Annotated in this window: 14 protein-coding genes; 8 read left to right on the top strand and 6 right to left on the bottom strand. The window is 67.3% G+C overall.

Annotation, left to right across the window (positions count from 1 at the left end; translation table 11 throughout):
• Positions 1-76: 76 nt before the first annotated feature.
• Positions 77-2,467, bottom strand: coding sequence for a ligase-associated DNA damage response DEXH box helicase (locus PIJ50_RS01965; RefSeq protein WP_271972218.1), 2,391 nt, complete (start codon positions 2,465-2,467; stop codon positions 77-79).
• 87 nt (positions 2,468-2,554) lie between these two features.
• On the opposite strand from PIJ50_RS01965, the gene PIJ50_RS01960 reads away from it, so the two are divergent.
• The 3 genes from PIJ50_RS01960 (at position 2,555) to PIJ50_RS01950 (ending at position 5,941) form a co-directional block, all read left to right on the top strand.
• Complete coding sequence (locus tag PIJ50_RS01960) at positions 2,555-3,367, top strand: TIGR00282 family metallophosphoesterase (protein ID WP_271972217.1); 813 nt, start codon at positions 2,555-2,557, stop codon at positions 3,365-3,367.
• Positions 3,360-5,132: an SLC13 family permease gene (locus tag PIJ50_RS01955; protein WP_271972215.1), complete on the top strand. Its 1,773-nt coding sequence runs from the start codon at positions 3,360-3,362 to the stop codon at positions 5,130-5,132. Before PIJ50_RS01960 ends, PIJ50_RS01955 begins: the two co-directional genes overlap by 8 nt.
• Positions 5,133-5,197: 65 nt before the next feature.
• Positions 5,198-5,941 (top strand): YebC/PmpR family DNA-binding transcriptional regulator, encoded by a 744-nt coding sequence (locus tag PIJ50_RS01950; RefSeq protein ID WP_271972214.1) that lies wholly within the window; start codon positions 5,198-5,200, stop codon positions 5,939-5,941.
• Here PIJ50_RS01950 and PIJ50_RS01945 read toward each other — a convergent pair.
• Positions 5,938-6,120, bottom strand: coding sequence for a hypothetical protein (locus PIJ50_RS01945; RefSeq protein ID WP_271972213.1), 183 nt, complete (start codon positions 6,118-6,120; stop codon positions 5,938-5,940). The two genes, PIJ50_RS01950 and PIJ50_RS01945, sit on opposite strands and share 4 nt — an antisense overlap.
• A 64-nt stretch (positions 6,121-6,184) precedes the next feature.
• Here PIJ50_RS01945 and PIJ50_RS01940 point away from each other — a divergent pair, with 64 nt between their 5' ends.
• Together PIJ50_RS01940 and PIJ50_RS01935 are read left to right on the top strand one after the other, a co-directional pair.
• Positions 6,185-6,775 (top strand): LysE/ArgO family amino acid transporter, encoded by a 591-nt coding sequence (locus PIJ50_RS01940; protein ID WP_271972211.1) that lies wholly within the window; start codon positions 6,185-6,187, stop codon positions 6,773-6,775.
• Positions 6,768-7,637, top strand: a complete 870-nt coding sequence (locus tag PIJ50_RS01935) for a DMT family transporter (protein ID WP_271972210.1) — start codon at positions 6,768-6,770, stop codon at positions 7,635-7,637. Before PIJ50_RS01940 ends, PIJ50_RS01935 begins: the two co-directional genes overlap by 8 nt.
• Here the strand turns inward: PIJ50_RS01935 and glgX are convergent.
• From glgX to treY, 3 genes are all read right to left on the bottom strand, one after another.
• The gene (gene glgX / locus PIJ50_RS01930; protein WP_271972208.1) at positions 7,622-9,661 is read right to left on the bottom strand and encodes a glycogen debranching protein GlgX; all 2,040 of its coding nucleotides are present in this window, start codon (positions 9,659-9,661) and stop codon (positions 7,622-7,624) included. The genes PIJ50_RS01935 and glgX overlap by 16 nt on opposite strands.
• A complete protein-coding gene (locus tag PIJ50_RS01925) occupies positions 9,661-10,881 on the bottom strand; it encodes a sugar phosphate nucleotidyltransferase (protein WP_271972206.1) in 1,221 nt (406 codons plus the stop codon). Before PIJ50_RS01925 ends, glgX begins: the two co-directional genes overlap by 1 nt.
• Positions 10,882-11,000: 119 nt before the next feature.
• A complete protein-coding gene (gene treY, locus PIJ50_RS01920) occupies positions 11,001-13,187 on the bottom strand; it encodes a malto-oligosyltrehalose synthase (protein WP_271972205.1) in 2,187 nt (728 codons plus the stop codon).
• 150 nt (positions 13,188-13,337) lie between these two features.
• Here treY and PIJ50_RS01915 point away from each other — a divergent pair, with 150 nt between their 5' ends.
• From PIJ50_RS01915 to PIJ50_RS01905, 3 genes are all read left to right on the top strand, one after another.
• Positions 13,338-14,009: a PRC-barrel domain-containing protein gene (locus PIJ50_RS01915; RefSeq protein WP_271972204.1), complete on the top strand. Its 672-nt coding sequence runs from the start codon at positions 13,338-13,340 to the stop codon at positions 14,007-14,009.
• Positions 14,010-14,219: 210 nt separating this feature from the next.
• Positions 14,220-15,440, top strand: a complete 1,221-nt coding sequence (locus tag PIJ50_RS01910; RefSeq protein ID WP_271972202.1) for a putative DNA modification/repair radical SAM protein — start codon at positions 14,220-14,222, stop codon at positions 15,438-15,440.
• A complete protein-coding gene (locus PIJ50_RS01905; protein WP_271972927.1) occupies positions 15,437-16,852 on the top strand; it encodes a UdgX family uracil-DNA binding protein in 1,416 nt (471 codons plus the stop codon). The genes PIJ50_RS01910 and PIJ50_RS01905 overlap by 4 nt, the downstream gene beginning before the upstream one ends.
• A gap of 33 nt (positions 16,853-16,885) precedes the next feature.
• Here the strand turns inward: PIJ50_RS01905 and PIJ50_RS01900 are convergent, their stop codons facing one another.
• Entirely contained in the window at positions 16,886-19,099 is a 2,214-nt protein-coding gene (locus tag PIJ50_RS01900) for a mechanosensitive ion channel domain-containing protein (RefSeq protein ID WP_271972200.1), read from the bottom strand.
• Between the last annotated feature and the right edge of the window lie 54 nt (positions 19,100-19,153).

The following is a 19,153-nucleotide window of genomic DNA, read 5'->3' as shown; positions in this document are numbered from 1 at the left end:
GGCAATGAGCGCTCTCCTACCGTCAAGGGCATCCGGCTGGAACGGCTGGCGGCCGTATCGGCATCACCCGTTTCGATCACAGGGTGGACAGACCGGACTCCGCCATCAACCGTTCGGCCTCCGCCTCCATCAGCCGTTCGCGTCCCGCGCCGGCCACCGGCACCCGTCCGCGTTCCAGCATCAGGGGCGCGGCCAGCGGGGTGACGCGGTCGCGGCGCACCAGGTCGATCTGGCCGTGGACGCGGGTCAGCATCTCCTCGATCCGGCCGAAATCGACAAGGCCGCGCTCCGCCTCCTCGCGCGTGACCTGAAGCATCAGGTGGTCGGGGTCGTAGCGGCGCAGCGTGTCGTACAGAATGTCCGAGGAGAAGGTCGCCTGCCGCCCGGACTTGCGCCGCCCCTGATGGGTGCGTTCGATCAGCCCCGCGATCACGGCAGAGTTTCGGAAGGTCCGCTTCATCACCGCGTTGCCGTGCAGCCACGTTTCCAGCCCGTCGCGCAGGTCGGTGGGGTCGAACAGGGGGGCGGGGTCGGTCACCTCCTCCAGCCCCCAGATCAGGACGGCGTAATCGGTGGGCACGAAACCCAGCGGCGCCAGTCCCGCCACCTCCATCCGCCGAGTCAGCAGAAGGCCCAGCGTCTGCATCGCATGGCGGCCGGCAAAGCCGTAGACGCACATGTATTCGCGGCCCGCGTCGGGAAACGTCTCGATCAACAGGCGGTGCTCGGTGGGCAGGCGCGACACCTCCTGCTGCAGGTTCAGCCATTCGACGGTGTGGCGGGGCAGGGCGTGGAAGCCGCCCGCCTCGAACATCTGAAGGATGCGGTGCGTCAGCAGGATCGAGGTGGGGGCCTTCACCCCGCCATACATCGCCACCCGCGGCTCCTTCGCGGGGGAACGGGACACCTCCACCGTCAGCTCGTTCAGCCCTTCGTAGCGGACGATCTGGCCGGCCAGCAGGAAGGTGTCGTTCTTGGTCAGGCTGGCGGCGAACATCTCCTCCACCTCTCCCAAAGGCGCACCGCCGCGGCCCTTGAAGCGGACCTTCAGCTTGTCCGTGTCGATGATGGTGCCAAGGTTCTGGCGGATCACCAACGCCGACCGGGGATCGCGCAACTGCCACATGCCGTCCCGCTCCATCAGCCGGCGCCAGCGGTCGTAGGCGGCCAGCGCGTAGCCACCCGTGGCGCAGAAATCGAGACAGTCGTCGAACTCTGCCCGCGTCAGGTCGGCATAGGGGCCGGCAGTGCGCACCTCGGCGAACAGGGCGGTGGCGTCGAACGGGCCCGCGCAGGCGGTGGCGAGGATGTGCTGGCACAGCACGTCGCGCGGACCGCGCCCGCGCGGCTCCCCGTCCAAGTCATGGGCCTTCACGGCTTGCAGGGCGGCCACGCATTCCACCACCTCGAACCGGTTGGCGGGGATCAGCAGCGCCTTCGACGGCGCGTTGTAGCGGTGGTTCGCCCGGCCGATCCGCTGCACCAGCCGCTTGACGTTCTTCGGCGCGCCGACCTGGATGACCAGATCCACATCGCCCCAGTCGATGCCCAGATCGAGGCTGCCGGTGCAGACGATGGCCCGCAACGCGCCGGCCGCCATCGCCGCCTCCACCCTTTGCCGCTGTTCGCGCGACAGCGACCCGTGGTGGATGCCGATGGGCAACGACTCCTCGTTGGCGAGCCACAGGTCGTGGAAGAACAGCTCCGCCTGCGCCCGCGTGTTGTGGAAGATGAGCGTGGTGTTGTGGCGCTTCACCTCGGCCAGCACGTCGGGGATGGCGTAGCGGCCGCCTTCGCCGGCCCATGGGGGGCTGCGTTCGGTGTCCATCATCCGGATGTCGGGATCGGGGCCGGGATCGGCGTGCAGGATGCGGCAGGCCGTGGGGCTGAGGAAGCGGGCCAGCGCAGGCGGGTCTTCCACGGTGGCCGACAGGCCCACGCGGCGCAGACCGGGCGCCAGCGTCTGCAGGCGCGACAGGCCCAGCATCAGCTGGTCGCCGCGCTTGCCTTCGGCCAAGGCGTGAATCTCGTCCACGATCACCCGTTGCAGGCCGGCGAAGATGCGGGGCGCATCCTCGTAGCTCAGCAGCAGGGCCAGGCTTTCCGGCGTGGTCAGCAGGATCTGCGGCGGGTCGGCCCGCTGGCGGCGGCGGGCGGAGTAGGAGGTGTCGCCGGTCCGATCCTCCACCCGGATGTCCAGATGCGCCCCGTCGATGGGCGCGGTCAGGTTGCGCCGGATGTCCGCCGCCAAAGCCTTCAGGGGCGAGATGTAGAGCGTGTGAAGCCCCTTGTGGCCCGCCGCCTCGGCCAACGTGGGCAGGAAGCCCGACAGCGTCTTGCCCCCGCCCGTGGGCGCGATCAGCAGCGTGGCGGGTTCGGCCGCCACGTCCAGCATCGCCTGCTGGTGCGGGTGCAGCGCCCATCCGCGCAGGGAAAACCAGTCTGACAACGCGCGGGGCAATTCCATCCGCCATAGATAGGTCTGCCTGCGTGCCGCGGAAAGACAGCAAGAATGTTCTTGCCTGCCCCGTGCCCCGCCCCTAACGCTTTGCGCATGAAAATACTCTTTCTGGGCGATGTGATGGGGCGGGCAGGACGTACGGCGATTGCCGAGCGTTTGCCGAAACTTCGGGCCGATCTTGGGGCCGACTTCGTGATCGTGAACGGCGAGAATGCCAGCGGCGGCATGGGCCTGACGGGGGGACACGCGAAGCTGATCCTCGATTCCGGCGCCGATTGCGTGACGCTGGGCGATCACGCCTTTGACCAGAAGGACATGCTGCAGTTCATCGAAAGCGAACCGCGGGTGATCCGGCCGCTGAACTTTTCCAAGATGGCGCCGGGCAAGGGCGCGCGGGTGTTCACCGCGGCGGGCGGCCGCAAGGTTCTGGTGGCGCAGGTGCTGGGGCAGGTGTTCATGAAGCGGCCCTTCGACGATCCCTTCTCGGCCATCGACGCGGCGCTGAAGACCCATGGCGGCGCCGTGCAGGCCAGCGTCGTCGACATGCATTGCGAGGCGACGAGCGAGAAGATGGCCATGGGCCACTGGTGCGACGGACGCGCCAGTCTTGTCGTGGGCACTCACACCCACATCCCCACCGCCGACGCGCAGATCCTGCCGGGCGGCACCGCCTTCCAGTCGGACGCCGGCATGTGCGGCGATTACGACAGCGTCATCGGCATGCAGAAGCTGGAGCCGCTGCGCCGCTTCATCACCGGCATGCCGAAGGAACGGTTCGAACCTGCCAACGGCCCCGCCACACTGTCCGGGGTCTTCGTGCAGACGGACGACCGCACCGGCAAGGCCCTGTCCGTGACCATGATCCGCACCGGCGGACGCCTGCAGGAGTCGCTTCCGCATGTTTGAGCTGTCCGCTTCGGTGATGCCCTGGGTCGCGCTGGGCATCCTGTTCGTGATGCTGGTTCTGTTCGTGGCGGAAACCTTCCCGGTGGAGGTGACGGCCATCGGCGGCGCGGCGGTGATGCTTGTGCTCGGCATCCTGCCGATGGGCGACACGAAGGCCATCCTGTCGAACAACGCCCCCTGGACCATCGCGCTGATGTTCATCGTCGTGGGGGCGCTGGTGCGGACGGGGACGCTGGACACCATCACGCAGGTGGCGAACCGTTGGGTCGCCACCCATCCGGCGCAGACGGTGGCGGTTCTGGGCATTGGCATCGTGGCGCTGTCGGCGGTGGTGAACAACACGCCGGTGGTCGTCGTCTTCCTGCCGGTGTTCATGCAGCTGGCCAACACGATGAAGATCGCGCCGTCGAAACTGCTGATCCCGTTGTCCTATCTGTCGATCATGGGTGGAACGGTCACGCTGGTCGGAACCTCCACCAACCTCGTGGTGGACGGCGTGGCCCGGCAGGCGGGTCTGGAACCCTTCGGCATCTTCGAGATTACGCCCGTCGGCCTCCCGATCGCCATCGTCGGCATGCTCTACCTCGGCCTTTTCGGGCGCTGGTTGCTTCCTTCGCGCGAGTCGATGAGCGCGATGCTCGGCAACCGTTCCAAGATGAAATACTTCACCGAGGTGGCGATCGCGCAGGACAGCTCCCTTGTCGGCACGCCGGTGCTGGAGGCGGACCTGTTCAAGCGCAACGGCGTGCGGGTGATCGACGTGCTGCGGGGCGACGCGTCCCTGCGCCGCGATCTGGCGGGGATCGTGCTGTCGCCGGGCGACCGGGTGGTTTTGCGCACGCCGCTTCAGGAACTCCTCAGCTTTCAGGGGCACAAGGACCTGACCTCGGTCGACAAGCTGTCCTCGGTCCAGACCTCCACGGTGGAGGTGCTGATCACCCCCGGCTGCCGCCTGATCGGCCGCCGGCTGGGAGAGATGCGCCTGCGCCGCCGCTACGGCGTCTACGTTCTGGCGGCGCACCGCCGGAACCAGAACATCGGACGGCAGCTGGACGACCTGGTGGTGGCCGTGGGCGACACGCTGCTGCTGGAGGGCCGGATGGAGGACATCCAGCGCCTCGCCTCCGACATGGACATGGTGGACCTGACCCAGCCGGTGGAACGCCCGTTCCGGCGCAAGCGCGCGCCCATCGTGATCGCGGTGCTGACGGGCATCATCGTGCTCTCTTCCCTCGACATCGCCCCGATCGAGATTCTGGCCTTCCTCGGCGTGGCCATCGTGCTGCTGACCCGCTGCATCGACGCGGACGAGGCGTTCGCCTCCATCGACGGGCGGTTGCTGGGCATGCTGTTCGGCATGATCGCCGTGGGTGCGGGCCTTGAACATTCCGGCGCGGTGGAGCTGATCGTGGGCTATGCCCAGCCCTATATGGGCGATCTTCCGGGCTGGGCGCTGATCTTCTGCGTTTACGCCCTGACCTCGCTGCTGACAGAGCTTTTGTCCAACAACGCGGTGGCGGTGGTGATCACGCCGGTGGCCATCGCACTGGCGCAGGGTCTGGGCGTCGATCCGCGACCGATCCTGATCGCGGTGATGCTGGGCGCCTCCTTCGGGTTCGCCACGCCCATCGGGTACCAGTGCAACCTGCTGGTCTACGGGCCCGGCGGCTACACCTTCGGGGACTTCCTACGCATCGGCGTGCCGCTGAACGTGCTGATGGGGGTGGTGGCGGCCATCGTGATCCCCTTGCTCTACGGGCTCTAGGGCTTGCGGGGGGCGGCCCCCGCTGGCATATGGAAACCGGATTTCACGGGACGGAGTAACGGGATATGGCAGGCCATTCCAAATGGGCGAACATCCAGCACCGGAAGGGCAAGCAGGACAAGTTGCGCTCCAAGATGTTCTCGAAGCTGGCGAAGGAGATCACCGTCGCCGCCAAGATGGGCGATCCCGATCCCGACAAGAACCCGCGCCTGCGCCTGGCCGTGAAGGCCGCGAAATCCGTGTCCATGCCCAAGGACGTGATCGACCGCGCGATCAAGAAGTCGCAGGGCGGCGACGCCGAGGATTACACCGAGCTGCGCTATGAAGGCTACGGCCCGAACGGCATCGCGGTGATCGTGGAAACGATGACGGACAACGTGAACCGCACGGCGTCCAACGTCCGCAGCTACTTCACGAAGAACGGCGGCAACCTTGGCACCACCGGATCGGTGTCCTTCATGTTCGACCGGGTGGGGGAGATCACCTATCCCGCCAGCGCCGGCGACGCCGACACCGTGATGATGGCCGCGCTGGAAGCCGGCGCCGAGGATGTGGAGTCCGACGCCGACGGCCACTGGATCTATTGCCCGATGGACGATCTGGCCGCCGTGTCCGACGCGCTGGAAAAGACGCTGGGCGAGGCGGACGAGGCCAAGCTGATCTGGAAGCCCCAGACGCGGACCGAGGTCGATCTGGACACGGCCCGCACGCTGATGAAGCTGATCGACACGCTGGAAGAGGACGACGACGTGCAGAACGTCACCGCCAACTTCGACATCCCCGAGGATGTGGCCGCGCAGCTGGACTAGACCAGCACCTCGTTCCACGGGTGGAGGGGCATCTCCTCCACCTCGATCGACCGGGGAAGGTCGGGCAGCAGGCGGGCGAGGATCGGGCGCGTCGCGCGGTCGCCCATCCACTCCCCGGCGAACCACGCGTCCATCTGCGGGCTCCAGACCCACGTGTCGTTTTCGGTCGTTTGCGGCATTCTGCCGGTCCTTTTTCTGAAGATGGCGCCTGATACCCTTCTTTGCTGAACGAAGCGTGAACGCATGATCTCCGGTTTCCTGACCTCCTTGTCCCTGATCCTAGCCATCGGCGCGCAGAATGCTTTCGTGCTGCGCCAGGGGCTGCGGCGCGAGCATGTGGGCACGGTCGTGCTGCTGTGCGCGCTGTCGGACGCGATCCTGATCTCGGCCGGGGTGGCGGGGTTCGGGGCGGTGGCGCAGGCGGTGCCGTGGCTGGGGCAGGTCATGCTGTATGCGGGCGCCGCGTTCCTGCTGATCTATGGCGCGCTGCGGTTCCGCGCCGCGTGGCAGGGGGCGGGGGCGCTGGATCTCTCGGGCGCAGCCCCCGTGTCGCGCGGGCGGGTGGTGGCGATCTGCCTGACGCTGACATGGGCCAACCCGCATGTCTATCTGGACACGCTGGTCCTGATCGGGTCCATTGCCGCGCAGGCCGAGGATCGACTGGCCTTTGGCGCGGGCGCGGTGCTGGCGTCGTTCCTGTTCTTCACGCTGCTGGGCTACGGGGCGCGCTGGCTGGCGCCGCTGTTCCGCAAACCGGCCGCCTGGACCCTGTTGGAGATTGCGATGGGCCTTCTGATGTGGACCTTGGCCGCTGGGCTGATCCTGGATGCGTGACCGTCCGGTTCAGGGCATCCTGTGGATGCTGGCCTCCGGCCTCGCCTTTGTGGCGGTGAACGGGGCGGTGCGGGCGGCGGGCAACGACCTTCCCTCGGTTCAGGGGGCGTTCCTGCGGTTCGTGTTCGGGATCGTGCTTCTGCTGCCGATGCTGCCCTTGCTGCTGCGGCAGCGCTTTTCGGCACGGATCTGGCGGCTGTTTGCGGTGCGCGGCGTCTTTCATGCGCTGGCGGTGATCGGCTGGTTCTATGCCATGGTCCACATCCCCATCGCCGAGGTGACGGCGATCAACTACCTCAACCCCGTGCTGGTGACGCTGGGTGGGGCGCTGCTGTTCGGCGAACGCTTCACATGGCGGCGGGCGGGGGCGGTGGCCATCGCGCTGATCGGCACGCTGATCGTGCTGCGGCCGGGGCTGCGGGCGATCGAGACGGGCCATCTGGCGCAGCTGTTCGCCGCCTGCATGTTCGCCGGAAGCTATCTTTCGGCCAAGAAGCTGAGCGGTGAGGTCTCGGCCGGGGTGATCGTGGCGATGATGTCGATCAGCGTGGCGATCCTGCTGGCCCCGCCGGCGCTGATGGTCTGGGTGACGCCGTCCATGGGCGATCTGGCGTTCCTCGCCATGTCGGCGGTGTTCGCCACGCTGGCGCATTACTGCATGACCCGGGCCTTTGACTGCGCCCCCGTGACGGTGACGCAGCCGGTGGTGTTTCTTCAGCTCGTCTGGGCGACGATGCTGGGCGCCATCGTCTTCGGCGAGGCGGTGGACGTCTACGTCCTGCTGGGCGGCGGGCTGATCATCGCGTCCATCGCCTACATGGCGTGGCGCGACGCCGCCCGCGCCCGTCAGGCCCGGACGTAGGCGCTGGAGGACTGCCAGTTCAGCCGAACGGCACCGCTGCACGGCTCGTGGCAGGCCACTGGGTCCAGCGCGGTGTCGATGCGCTTGATCCAGTTGCCTTCGGGCAGCGTGAACGTCCCCTCATCCCCGGCGTTCAGGATCAGGAAGACTTCTGAATCCGGGGTGGTCAGTTGCATCCCGATCACTTCCAGCCCGGCATCGGCCCAGTCGCCTTCGGACATGTCCCGGCCTTCAGGGTGGTGCCAGGTGACGGTCGGGCCTTCCACGCCGCTTTCGGGATCGGTGGCCCAGCGAATGCGGGACAGCGCCGTTTCCTTGCGGAACGCCATCAGGTCGGCCACCGCCTGGGTCAGTGTGTCGCGCGCCTTGTCCCAGTGCAGCCAGGCGGTTTCATTGTCCTGGCAATAGGCGTTGTTGTTGCCGTTCTGGCTTTGCCCGATCTCGTCCCCGGCCAGGATCATGGGAACGCCCTGGCTGAAGAACAGCGAGGCCAGCATCGCCTTCACCCGCCGCTCGCGCGAGGCGTTGACGCCTTCGTCCTCGGTCGCGCCCTCGATCCCCATGTTGTCGGAAAGGTTGTGGCCGTGGCCGTCGCGGTTGTCCTCGCCGTTCGCCTCATTGTGCTTTTCGTTGTAGGACACGGTGTCCCACAGCGTGAAGCCGTCATGCGCCGCCAGGAAGTTGATGGAGCTGGTGGCCGGGCGGTGCGAATGGTTGAACTGGGTGGGGGAGCCGGTGAGGCGCTGGCTGACCCGCGGGATCTTGCCGCCTTCGCGTTTCCAGAAGGCGCGCAGGTCGTCGCGGGCCTTGTCGTTCCACTCGCGGAAGGGCCAGGGGAAGCCGCCCACCTGATAGCCGCCTTCGCCCACGTCCCACGGTTCGGCGATCAGCTTCACCTTGGACAGGATCGGGTCCTGACGGATGGCGGCAAAGAACGCGCCGTCCCGTTCGAAGCCCTGCGCCTCGCGACCAAGGGTGGAGGCGAGGTCGAAGCGGAACCCGTCCACATGCATCACCTGCACCCAGTAGCGCAGCGAATCCAGCACCATGCGCAGCACCATCGGATGGGCGACGTTCAGCGTGTTGCCCGTGCCGGTGGTGTCGAAGGCGTGGCGCGGATTGTCGGGCGACAGCACGTAATAGGACGCGTTGTCGATGCCGCGGAAAGACAGAGTCGGGCCGTTCTCGTTGCCCTCGGCCGTGTGGTTGTAAACCACGTCAAGGATGACCTCGATCCCCGCGCGGTGCAGCTTCTGGATCGCGGCCTTCACCTCGCGCGGCTTGCCGGACTTGAGGTAGCCGCGATGGGGCGCGAAGAACAGGAGCGAGTTGTAACCCCAGTAGTTGTTCAGCCCCTTTTCCTGCAGGTGACGGTCGTGCAGGAAGCCGTGGATCGGCAGCAGTTCCAGCGCGGTAGCGCCGATGCGGTGCAGGTGGTCGATCACCGCGTCCGAAGCGAGGCCCGCGAAGGTGCCGCGATCCTCTTCCGGGACGCCCGGATGCAGCTGGGTCAGGCCCTTCACGTGGCCTTCCACGATCAGGGTGTCTGACCAGCGATATTGAAGGGTCCAGTCGGCGTCCCAGTCGAAATCGGGATCGGTGACGACGGCCTTCGGCATGAAGGGGGCCGAATCCCGTTCGTCAAAGGTCAGGTCGTCGCCGGGCAGGGCGTAGCCGAACAGGGCGTCGTCCCACTTCGTGTGGCCGATCACCTCGCGCGCATAAGGGTCCAGCAGCAGCTTGTTGGGGTTGAAGCGGTGGCCCTTTTCGGGTTCGTACGGGCCATGGACGCGGTAGCCATAGGCCTGACCCTTGCGGATGCCCGGCACATAGCCGTGCCAGATCCCGCCTTCCATCAGCGGCATGTCCATGCGCTGGATCTCGTTCTCGCCGGTTTCGTCGAACAGGCACAGTTCAATCCGGGTCGCGTTTTCAGAGAAGATGGCGAAGTTGGTGCCGTCGGCATCCACTTCCGCACCCAGAACGTCCGAGCGGGAAGCCTCACGGTCAAAGGCGAATGTCATCAAATACGGCCTGAATTAAGGGTGGCGGAGGGTTGGATGCGAACCCGCGCGGTGGCGCGCTGGTCGATCATGGCTTGGGTCAGAAGGGTGGTGCCGGCGCTGGTGACGCGGAACCAGCGGGCGTCCTCGGCCATGTCCTCGCCCACGGTCAGGTCGCCGGGCACGGTGGTGCCGGGGGCGACGATCGCGCGGGTCAGGCGTGCGCCGGGTTCGATACGGGCGCCGGGCATGACCACGGTGTCGTCCAGCATCGTCCAGCGGCGGGCGCCCAAGGCAGGGGGCGTCAGCTTCAGGCTGCCCGCGCGCAGGGCGTGGCCGTAGAAGCCGTCATGGCCGGGGTCCAGATCGCGGCGCAGGCCGACACCTTCGGGCAGGCGGCAGCGGGCGTGGCCGTCCTGCAGGTCCAGCCAGGTGCGGCGGAAGGCGTCCAGCGTGCCCACGTCGCGCCAGTAGGGGGCGCGGCCTTCGGCGTCGACCGGGCGGGTGTGGGCGTAGGCATGGCCCGAGGCGACGGCGCGCGGCAGGATGTCCTTGCCGAAGTCGTGGCCGGAGCGCGGATTGGCCATGTCCTCCACCAGCACCGGCTTCAGCCAGCGCCACTGGAAGACGTAGATGCCCATGCTGGCCAGCGCCCGCGACGGATCGCCCGGCATGTGCGGGGGATCGTCGGGTTTCTCGACGAACATGCGGATGCGGCCGTCCGCGTCCGTGCCCATCACGCCGAAGCCCGACGCCTCGCGCCGCGGAACGGCGTCCACCGCCACGGTCACGTCCGCGCCGGTCATGAGGTGATCGGCGATCATGGCGGTCAGGTCCATGTCATAGACATGATCGCCCGCCAGAACCACGATCTCCTCGGCGCCCGAGGCGTCGATCTCGGCGATGTTGGCGGCCAGGACGGCGGCGGTGCCGGTGTATCCGGCGGAATGGCCGGTGACGGTTGGGCCATGGCGCAGCGACAGCGTGTCGAAGGCCTGCCCCCAGCGGTGACGCATGTGCATGTTCAACGTTTCAGGCCGATATTGCGTCCCGACAAGCATGTTGCGGAGGCCGGCGCGCACGGCGCCCGCTACGGTGAAGTCGATGATGCGGCGGGTGTCGCCGAAGGCGAGGGCGGGCTTGCATTCGTTGCGCGTCAGGTCGTACAGGCGCGATCCTTGCCCCCCGGCCAGAAGGACGCCCATCGTCCGGCTGAAATCAAGCTTGGTGGGGGTGTTCATCGCTTCAGCCTCCGCATCTCTGGACCGACGAAGAACCGCCGGACCGCGCACAAGTTCCGTGGTCCGCGTGAAACTTCGCGCGGACCCGGCCGGAATGTCACACCTGCGGTGCGGGGGCGCTACACCCCGCTCCAGTTCATGCGAACGGCGCCCGTGTCGGTGGCGATGTTGCCCGCGGGCAGGTCCGTGCCGTCCAGCGCCACCGTCACCTCCAGCCGCCCGTCGCCGTCGCGGATCAGGCGCAGGCGGTTCGGCGCCGGGGCGTCGGCATGGGCGGAGGCGTTTTCGAAGAACGCCGGATGCGCCTGCCGCAGGGCCATCATCGCGCGGGTCAGACGCGCCTTGGGCGTGTCCAGCGTGTCCAGAAGGCTGTAGTCCACCGGCAGGCGGTTGTCGGGGTCCGTCAGGTGGTAGGACAGGCTTTCCGTTCCCTGATAGATGTAGGGGATGCCCGGCATCGCGAACTTCAGCGCCACCTGTGCCAGGCTCAGCTGGTCGGCGCGGCGCATGAGGACGGTCGCCGCCTCGGGCAGATGCGCGGTCCAGCGGGCCAGCAGGGCGGCCGCGAAGGCCTGCGCCTTGCCTTCCGCCTCTTCGCGCGGATGGGTCCAGTTGGTGATCTCCTTGGCCTCGCGCATGGCCTTTTGCAGATGGTCGCGCAGGCGGGGGCCCAGATCATCGCGGTCCTGCCACACGGCCAGCAGGGTCTGCACGATGAACCAGCGCAGGTTCGGATCGACGCCCTCCGCCTCGGGCAGAGTGGTGGAGTCCTGCCACAGCGCCGCGAACTGCCGGGGCAGATGGCTGATCGCCACAAGGCGCATCCGCGCATCCTCGGCCCGCTTGGTGTCGTGGGTGGAGGTGAGGTTCACGTGGCTGGGGGCCATGCCCTGCAGGAAGGCGTCGAAGCCGGCCACGTCCAGTGTCGCCTCGTCCGGAAGGCCGCCCACCTCGTTCGTGGCCAGATAGCGGTTCCAGCGGAAGGCGGCCGTGTCCTCGTGCGACTTGGCCAGAAGCGCGCCCGTCACCTGCTGGAAGCGCATGCGGAAACGCTCGGCTTCGGGCGTGGGGGCGGTCAGGAGGGCGTCCACCAGAAGGCGCGCCACGCGATCCGTGCGCAGGTCCTGCGCGGCGGCGGCCAGCGTTTCCTCCATGATCCGGCGGTCCTCGTCCCGTGCGGTGTCGGCGTTGAAATAGGTGCGGTAGCGGGGGAAGTGGCGCAGAAGGGCCACGATCGCCTCGCGCAGCCAGGCGTCGCCCGCCTCGGCCTTGGGGCCAAGGGCGGCGCGGCCCAGTTCCACCAGTTGCAGCAGTTCGGCGGCCAGATCGCCCTCGATCACCTCTTCCTTGGCCAGATCCAGTGCCGTCTCGAAATCGCCGGTGCGTCCCGTCGCCTCGCGCCACATCGCGTCGATCGCCTCGAAGCCTTTCGCATCCGTCAGCACGCGGGCCAGCGCCCGGGCAGATTCGTAGCCGGTCGTGCCCATGGTCTTCCACTCGTCCGGCAGGCATTCGGGCCCGGTCAGGATCTTTTCCACCCAGACGGGCGTGTCGGGCAGGGCGGCCGCCAGACGGTCCAGATATTGCTTCGGATCGGCCAGCCCGTCGATATGGTCCACGCGCAGACCCTGCACCTCGCCCGAACGCACCAGTGCGAAGATCAGGGCATGGGTATCTTCGAAGACCGCCTCGTCCTCCACCCGCATGCCGATCAGGCCGGTGACGTTGAAGAAGCGGCGATGGGTGATGCTGTCGCGCTCCATTTCCCAGAACGTCAGGCGGTAGGCCTGATCCTCGTGCACCTTGGCGATGTCGTCGCCCGCCGTGCCGGGGCGCAGCGGGAAGGACAGGGTGCCGTCCGTCAGCTGGTCGCCTTCCACCCGGAAGCGGGCGGCGTCGAAGGGCTCGCCGAGGAACGGCACGACCAGCCGGCCCTTGGACCAGTCGATGTCGAAGTGCCGGGCATAGCGGCTGTTCTGCCCGTGCTTCAGCACGTCCAGCAGCCAAGGGTTTTCCAGGTTGAAGGCCGTGTGGTTCGGCACGATGTCCAGCACGATGGCGATGCCGGCCTCTTTCGCCGCCCGCGCCAGTTCTGAAAAGCCTTCGCGCCCGCCCAGACTTGCGTCGATGGCCGTGGGATCGGTCACGTCATAGCCGTGGGTGGACCCTTCCGTCGCCTGGAAGATGGGCGACAGATACAGGTGGCTGATCCCCACGCGCTTCAGTCGCGGCAGAAGGTCGATGGCGGTCCGGAACGTGCGGCCCTCGCGCAGAAGCAGGTGATACAGGGCGGTGGGAAGCGGCATGAAAACCTCGGACAGGGGGAACTGCCTCAGCAACACTCCGCGCATCCGCTGGTTCCGGCGGTTCGCCCGCTGCGGAACTTTTGGGCCGGACGAAAGGTTGTCCCCCCGATCGCGATGCAGAACCGCATCGGGAATGAGAAGGAGTTACGCATGAAGACGCTTGCACTTTCGACCGCAATCCTGGCCCTTGTGTCGGGCGCATCTCTTGCCCAAACCGCCCCCGAGTCCAGCAGCCCCACCACCGGAACCGGCGCCCCGCAGGCCCCGATGACCGGCAACGACGCCTCGCCCTCGGCCGATCCGGTGAACACTGGCAACACCGGCGGCGATCCGGCCATGAACTCCACCCAGACGCCGTCGACGCCCTCGGACGCGCCGTCCACGTCGGAGCCGACCGGAACGCCCGCCCCGATGACGGGCACCGAATCCGGCACCGCCGCGCCCACGACGGGTGCCACGACCGGCGCCACCGCCCCGATGGGCGCTGAAACCGGCACCTCCGCCGACATGGCCGGCATGACCCCCCCGGAAGGCTTCTCGCCCGTCATGGCCGAGGAAGTCACCGGCGAGATGCTGAACGACGTCACGGTCTACGACTCGGAAGAAAGCTCGGTCGGAACTGTCGCGTCCGTGATGCCGGAAACCGGCACGCCCCAGCAGGTGATCGTCGATGTGGGCGGTTTCCTCGGGATCGGCGCGAAGCCGGTGGCCCTGAACGTGTCGGAACTGATGTTCTTCAAGCAGAACGACGGGGAAGAGGTTCGCGCCTACACCTCGATGACCGAAGAGCAGATCAAGGACCTGCCCGAACACGAGGGCTGATCCCTTTGGACAAACAAGAAATGGCGGCAGGGTTCCTGCCGCCATTTCGCTTTGGTGGAACACTCGTCACAGGATCACTCGTCAACACGCCCCGTGTAGCGCGCGTTTTTCCGGTAATGAACCGTTCATCAAAGTTAACAGAAGCCTAATGACAGACATGGTTTACGGCCCCATCTTGTAAACCGCCCTTCGCGAACATATTGTGAACATATGCCACGCACCCTGACTGAAAAACTCGCCATCCTGTCGGACGCCGCGAAATACGACGCGTCCTGCGCCTCCTCGGGTGGGGAGCGGCGGGATTCCCGTGACGGCAAGGGCGTGGGCAGTTCGGGCGGGTCGGGCATCTGCCACGCCTATGCGCCGGACGGGCGCTGCATCAGCCTGCTGAAGATCCTGATGACGAACTTCTGCATCTACGACTGCGCCTATTGCGTGAACCGGGTGTCGTCAAAGGTGGAACGCGCGCGCTTTTCCGTGGAGGAAGTGGTGCGGCTGACGATGGAGTTCTACCGCCGCAACTACATCGAGGGGCTGTTCCTCTCCTCGGGAATCATCCGAAGCCCGGACGACACGATGGCCGACATGGTGCGCATCGCGAAGACGTTGCGCGAGGTGGAGAATTTCCGCGGCTACATCCACCTGAAGACGATCCCCGACGCTTCGCCCGAGCTGATCGATGAGGCGGGGAAATATGCCGACCGTTTGTCGATCAACATCGAACTGCCGACCGAACGTTCGCTAGCCGATCTCGCGCCAGAGAAGTCGGTGCAGGGCATCCGGCAGGCCATGGGCGCCGTCCGCCTGAAGCGCGAGGAATCGCGCGAAAAGACCCACACCGGCAAGGCGCGGGCGAAGTTCGCCCCCGCCGGCCAGTCGACGCAGATGATCGTGGGGGCCGACGCCGCCGACGACCGCGCCATCCTTGGCAACGCGTCGAACCTTTACGCCAATTACGGGCTGAGCCGGGTCTACTATTCCGCCTTCTCTCCCATCCCCGACGCGTCGAAGATGCTGCCTCTGGTGAAGCCGCCGCTGATCCGCGAGCATCGCCTGTATCAGGCGGATTGGCTGCTGCGTTTCTACGGGTTCGAGGTGGACGAGGTGGCGGGGCAGGGGATGCTCGACCTCGACATCGATCCAAAGACTGCTTGGGCGATCGCCCATCGCGACGCGTTCCCCGTGGACGTGAACCGCGCCACGCGCGAGGCGCTTTTGCGCGTGCCGGGCTTTGGGGTGAAGACGGTGGACCGCATCCTTGACACACGGCGGCGGGGGCTGGTGCGCTACGAACATCTGGTGGCGATGGGGGCGATCCTGAAGAAGGCCAAGCCCTTCATCACGCTTCCCGGCTGGCAGGCCAAGGGGCTGGAGGTGGCCGACCTGCGCGCCCGCTTCGCCCCGCCCCCGGAACAGTTGAGCCTGTTCTGATGCGGATCGTGCTGCCCCTTCTTGGAACGGTGGCGGCTTGGCGCGATCACGTGCGGCGGCTGGCGGCCGAAGGCGTCGCCCCCGAAGCTGTCCGCTGGACCGTGGGGGAGGAGGCGCGCGACCTGCTGACCGTGGACCTGCCCCCCGTCCCCTCGCGCCAGCTGAAGATCGCCCGCGACGCGCTGGAGGAGATCGAGACGGCGCTGTGCCATTCCGATCCCGAACGCTTCAACCGGGCGCATGCGCTGGTTCTGCGCCTGAACGACGGGCTGGCCTGGGGCGACCGGACCAACCCCGCCCTGCGCAAGCTGATGGAGCAGGCCAAGACCGTCCGCCGCGACATCCACAAGATGCACGCCTTTGTCCGCTTCCGCGAGGTGCCGACCGAAGGCCCCCGCCGCGCCTTTGCCGCGTGGTTCGAACCGGACCATCACATCGTGGAACGTGGAACACCCTTCTTTGCCAAACGTTTTGCCGACATGGACTGGGTGATCGCCACCCCGGCCGTGACGGCGCGGTTCGACGGCACGCTTCATTTCGAGGAAACGGCCGACACCGCCCGCCCGCCGCCGGACGCGACCGAGGATCTGTGGCGCACCTATTACGCCAGCATCTTCAATCCCGGTCGTGTCATGGTGAAGGCGATGCAATCCGAGATGCCGAAGAAATACTGGAAAAACCTGCCCGAGGCCGACCTGATCCCCGACCTGATCCGCGGCGCCGATGCCCGGGTGCGCGAGATGCAGGCCCGCGAGGCCGAGGAAGCGCCCGAACGTCGCCGCGCCGTGGCGCGCAGCATGGCCATGCCCGAACGGCCCGAGCCCGAGGCGGGCACGCTGGACGCCCTGCGGGCCCAAGCCGCCGCCTGCACGCGCTGCCCGCTGTATGCGCCTGCCACGCAGACCGTGTTCGGCGAAGGGCCGCGCGATGCGAAAATCATGGTCGTGGGCGAACAGCCGGGCGATCAGGAGGATCTGGCCGGGCGTCCCTTCGTCGGCCCCGCCGGCAAGTTGTTCGATGAGGAGGCGGAGGCCGCCGGTCTGGACCGCCGTCAGGTCTACGTCACCAACGCTGTGAAGCATTTCAAGTTCACCCCGCGCGGCAAGCGCCGCATCCACCAGAGCCCCGTCGCCGGGGAAATCCGCGCCTGCCAGACATGGCTGCAACACGAGATGGGGCTGATCCGGCCGCAGCTGATCGTCTCCATGGGGGCCACGGCGCTGCAATCGCTGACGGGCAAGGGCGCGGGCATCCTGAAGCGTCGCGGCGGGATCGAGGAGGCGGGGGACGGCACGCCGATCCTTGTCACCGTGCACCCCTCCTATCTTCTGCGCCTGCCGGACCCGGAACTGGCGCGGGTGGAGCGGGCGAAGTTCCGCGAGGATCTGGCCCGCGCCGCGACCTATCTGTGAAAAAAGCGCCCCGCGGGGCGCTTTTTCCTTGGGTCAGGTGGTGGCCTTGGAGACGGCCTTGCCCTCGATCTGGGGGCCTCCGGCCAGCATCTTCTCGAACCCTTCGGGCAGGTGAAGCTGGCGTTGGGGGAAGGGGATCTCGATGTGCCATTCGTCCATCACCTCCTTCACCAGTTCAGTATAGCGGCGGCCGACGCCCCAATGCTTGGCCGGCAGCGTCTTGATGATGACGCGCAGATTGACGGAATCCGGGCCCAGCCCCATGACGCCCTGCATGTCCAGGGGCGCGATCACCGCCTCGGCGAAGTCCGGCTCCTTGATCAGGCGGTCATAGGCTTCCTGAAGGGCCGCCTTGGCACGGGTGATATCCTCGCGGTAGGCCACGCCGATATCCATGACATGCGCGCCGAAGTCGCGGGTCATGTTGGTCACCGTCGTCACCGAGGAAAAGGGCACGATGTGCACCGAGCCGTTGGCTGCCCGCAGGCGGACGGTGCGGATGTTCACCTTCTCCACCCCTCCGGACACGGCGCCCACTTCCACCACGTCGCCTACGTTGATCGCGTTTTCCAACTGGATGAACACGCCGGTGATGACATCCTTGACCAGCGTCTGCGCGCCGAAACCGACAGCCAGGCCGATGACCCCGGCGCCCGCGATCAGCGGCGCGATGTTGATGCCGATCTGCGACAGGGTGATCATGGTGGCCACCACCACCAGCGCGATGGTGAAGCCGTTGCGGAACAGCGACAGCAGGGTGCGCGTGCGGTTGGTGGCCGACTGGCCGTTGATGCCATGCGTCAGCTTGTATTCGATCCAGCCGTCGACCATGGCCCAGATCACGGCCGCGATCACGGCCAGCAGCAGCGCCGACAGGACACGCCACAGCACCGCCTGCGCGATCGGGTCGCCCAGAAGGCTGGCATCCACCCAGCCCCAGCCCGACAGCGCCAGCGACAGCGCAAACAGCATCAGGAAGACGGAAGCGACCCACAGCAGGATCATCGCCACCATGTTCGTGCGCCGCGCCAGCGCGGGCGACAGGGCCAGAAGCGTTTCGGGCAGCGACACGTTGACATGCGCGGCCGACCGCATCAGGCGCATCCCGATCAGCAGCAGGAACACCGCGAGGATGGTATAGACCGTGCCGCGCAGGATCACCGTCTCGATCAGGGCGGGGCGCGTGACGACAATGAACCAGCTGTAGGCGATGTAGATCAGCGCCAGCGCCGGCCAGATCGTCCGCCAGGTCCGCTGCGCGCCCATCGCGACGGCGGATCCTGCGTCCATCTCTCCGGTGAAGCGGTCGCCGCGGGCCAGATCCAGCGCGCGGGCGATGCGGCGGATGGCGATGATGGCCGCGATGGCGGCCAGAGTCGCCACAATGGTGCGCACGGGGCGGACGGCGGCAAAGCCGATCCAGACGCGCATCAGGGGCACGACGAACAGAAGCCCCTGGATGACGATGCCCGACACGATGACGAGGTTGCGGTAGATGATCGCCTGCGCCCCGGGGGCCAGAACGCTCATGGTGGGCTCGTCATCGGCGTTGGGACTGCTGATGGCGCGCAGGATCACGCGGACCCCGCCGAACAGCAGGAACGCGTTGAGGTAGAGCGTCTGGGCCGCGCTGGGGCTGCCTGTGCGCGAAAAGACGAAGCTGGCCAGCGCATAGCCCGCCGTCCAGGCCAGAAGAATGCCCGCAGCGCGCACCAGCGTGATCAGCAGCGCCGTGCGCGTGCGCTTCCAGAACCCTGCGGTCGGGGGCGGGGAATGCCGCCCGGCCAGAATGTTGGCGCCGTGCATCAGAAGGGCGGCGATGACGATCGTGGTGAAGATCGTCATGAACAGCTGGATCGCCTCGGCCCGATGGGCGCCGCCCACCTGCATCTCCGTGAAGATGCCGAAGCCCGCCACAAGCTGCTGCCCGACACGCGCCAGTTCGCCCACCAGCTCCCGCCCGGCCGCGGCCGTGCTTTCCGCCACCTGCTGGGCCAGCGCCGGCGGGGGCTCTTCCTCGGCGGTGGCCGGGGTCGCGGCCCCGGCGGCCGTCGTGTCGGCCTTCAGCGTGTCGATCAGCGCAGTGCGGGCCTGATCGTCCTGCAGGACGTCCAGCAGGCGCTGGACGGCCTCTTCCGGTGGAATGGTGGGGGCGGTGGTCGTGGCCGCGCCCGGAAGCGCTTGCGCAAGGCCGGTCAGGGGCAGAAGCGCAATCGCAAGGGCGGCCAGGAGGGTGCGAAGGGTCATGTCGCGCCTTTTTCAGCTTTCATTTCCGGCGTGTGGGCGCCGATCCGGTGTCCT

This window comes from Falsirhodobacter sp. 20TX0035 (genome assembly GCF_028307215.1).
Taxonomy (GTDB): domain Bacteria; phylum Pseudomonadota; class Alphaproteobacteria; order Rhodobacterales; family Rhodobacteraceae; genus Falsirhodobacter.
Note: the sequence above shows the minus strand (reverse complement) of the source record. Positions and strands in the feature narration are given on the sequence as shown.

Coding starts and splice junctions, on each gene's coding strand:
- PIJ50_RS01960 (WP_271972217.1), top strand. CDS start 2,555: ATGAAAATACTCTTTCTGGGCGATGTGATGGGGCGGGCAGGACGTACG.
- PIJ50_RS01925 (WP_271972206.1), bottom strand. CDS start 10,881: ATGAACACCCCCACCAAGCTTGATTTCAGCCGGACGATGGGCGTCCTT.
- PIJ50_RS01945 (WP_271972213.1), bottom strand. CDS start 6,120: ATGCCGCAAACGACCGAAAACGACACGTGGGTCTGGAGCCCGCAGATG.
- PIJ50_RS01935 (WP_271972210.1), top strand. CDS start 6,768: ATGCGTGACCGTCCGGTTCAGGGCATCCTGTGGATGCTGGCCTCCGGC.
- PIJ50_RS01940 (WP_271972211.1), top strand. CDS start 6,185: ATGATCTCCGGTTTCCTGACCTCCTTGTCCCTGATCCTAGCCATCGGC.
- PIJ50_RS01910 (WP_271972202.1), top strand. CDS start 14,220: ATGCCACGCACCCTGACTGAAAAACTCGCCATCCTGTCGGACGCCGCG.
- glgX (WP_271972208.1), bottom strand. CDS start 9,661: ATGACATTCGCCTTTGACCGTGAGGCTTCCCGCTCGGACGTTCTGGGT.
- PIJ50_RS01915 (WP_271972204.1), top strand. CDS start 13,338: ATGAAGACGCTTGCACTTTCGACCGCAATCCTGGCCCTTGTGTCGGGC.
- PIJ50_RS01955 (WP_271972215.1), top strand. CDS start 3,360: ATGTTTGAGCTGTCCGCTTCGGTGATGCCCTGGGTCGCGCTGGGCATC.
- PIJ50_RS01950 (WP_271972214.1), top strand. CDS start 5,198: ATGGCAGGCCATTCCAAATGGGCGAACATCCAGCACCGGAAGGGCAAG.
- PIJ50_RS01965 (WP_271972218.1), bottom strand. CDS start 2,467: ATGGAATTGCCCCGCGCGTTGTCAGACTGGTTTTCCCTGCGCGGATGG.
- PIJ50_RS01900 (WP_271972200.1), bottom strand. CDS start 19,099: ATGACCCTTCGCACCCTCCTGGCCGCCCTTGCGATTGCGCTTCTGCCC.
- treY (WP_271972205.1), bottom strand. CDS start 13,187: ATGCCGCTTCCCACCGCCCTGTATCACCTGCTTCTGCGCGAGGGCCGC.